At 74.7% G+C, this 1622-nt stretch carries 1 protein-coding gene; it reads left to right on the plus strand.

Annotated elements, in window-relative coordinates:
- The first annotated feature begins 139 nt into the window (after positions 1–139).
- A complete protein-coding gene (locus tag HRL41_RS11860) occupies positions 140–1582 on the plus strand; it encodes a UPF0236 family transposase-like protein (RefSeq protein WP_172137198.1) in 1443 nt (480 codons plus the stop codon).
- The last annotated feature ends 40 nt before the right edge of the window (positions 1583–1622 follow it).

A 1622-nucleotide genomic window follows, 5' to 3' on the forward strand; every position in this document is an offset into this window, starting at 1 on the left:
CACGGCGTAACGTTTTTGGGGAGGTATAGCGACTCCGGCGACGAGGGCAGCCGCCAGGCTGGCCGACGAGCCGGAGCGAGGCGAAGGGGGCTCCCCTAATCTCTTATCGACCAAGAATCGAGAAAGAGAGGAGCCCTCCATGGACAATCCTACCGCATGCGCGGCCGCTTCGGCGGCCCTGGCCGACGTATTCACCGACATTCTGCTCGAGGGCGGCTGCTCCTTCGAGGCGTTCGAGGAGCGCGCCGTCACGCGGGGCCACGAGGCGATGGCCCGAGCGATGGGGCTGGCGCTCGAGCGCTTCGACGAGCTGCTCTGCCTGAACCCGCCCGCGGGGTGCCGCGCCCACGACGCGCGCCCCCGCACGCTGGCCACGGAGGTGGGGGACGTGAGCTTCTCCTGGCACCGCCTGAGGGACGCCTCCGGCGCGACCGTGGTCCCCCTGGCCGACGCGCTCGACCTGCCGTGGGGCTGCCGGGTGTCGCCCGGGGCCGAGGCGTTCCTGGTCGAGGCCGCGGCCGAGGTGTCCTACGCCGCCGCGGCGAGGCTGCTGGCGCGCAAGGGGGGATCGCGGGTGAGCGCGACCACGGTCATGAGGGCCATGAGGGGCGCGGGCGCGCGCTGCGCGGCGGACGACGAGCGCGCCGCGCGCGACCTGTTCGACCTGGGGGTCAAGCCGGCCGGGGAGACGGTCGCCGACGCGGTGTGCCTGGAGGCCGACGGCACGTGGGTGCGCCTGCAGGGGGCCGCGCCCGGGGAGCCGGGCAGGGCCGAGGTGAAGGCGATGGTCGCCTACTCGGGCAAGGCCGCCCGCGGCCGCAAGGTCGCCCGCGAGCACGCCGTGCGCCACGGCTGCGTGGCGGCCCCCTCCGAGTTCTGGCCCCAGGCCGTCGCGGCGATGGGCTCGGAGTTCGACCTGTCGAGGGTCTCCCGCGTGCACCTGGGCACGGACGGCGAGGGGTGGTGCAAGGGCGGCGGGGCCTACCTGCCCATGAGGATGGAGGTGACGGGGCACCTCGACCCGTTCCACGTCAGCCGCGCGCTGCTGTCCTGCTTCGACGAGCCGGCCATGGGCTGGCAGCTGGTCGACGTCGTCCGCGACGGCGGCAAGGAGGAGGCCGCGGCCCTGCTCGAGGCGTGCGTCGAGCTGGGGGTCGCCCGCGAGGGGGCGGCGAGGCGCGTGCTCGGGTACCTGCGCAACAACATGGGCCTGATCGCCGTCGACGGCCCGTCGCTGGGCACCATGGAGTCCGAGAACCAGCACCTCTACAAGTCGCGGATGGCCAGCGTCCCCTGCGCGTGGTCGCGCCGCGGCGCCTCGGACATGGCGCGCGTGCGCAGCCGCGTCCGCTCGCGTCGCGCGGTGCCCGCCAGGACCCGGGCCGGGTCGGCCACGCCGCTCAGGCGCCGCAGGGACGGCGCCCGGGAGCTGGCCGCGCTGTCGGGGGGCCCGACGGCCGGGTCGGTGCCCTCGCGCGTCGGGCGGGGATACGAGCCGCCGGCCGCGAGCGTGGCGGGCATGTCGGCCGAGGTGCGCTATGCTGCCGCCGTCGACTCCGGAATGGCCGGAACGGGCTGGTAGGAGATCGGGAGAGCATGACCCCCATCAAAGTTACGCCGTC

Source organism: Adlercreutzia sp. ZJ473 (assembly GCF_013185065.1).
Classification (GTDB): Bacteria; Actinomycetota; Coriobacteriia; order Coriobacteriales; family Eggerthellaceae; genus CAAEEV01.

Bases quoted from the DNA above. Each gene is read 5' to 3' on its own strand.
- HRL41_RS11860 (WP_172137198.1), top strand. From the start codon at position 140: ATGGACAATCCTACCGCATGCGCGGCCGCTTCGGCGGCCCTGGCCGAC.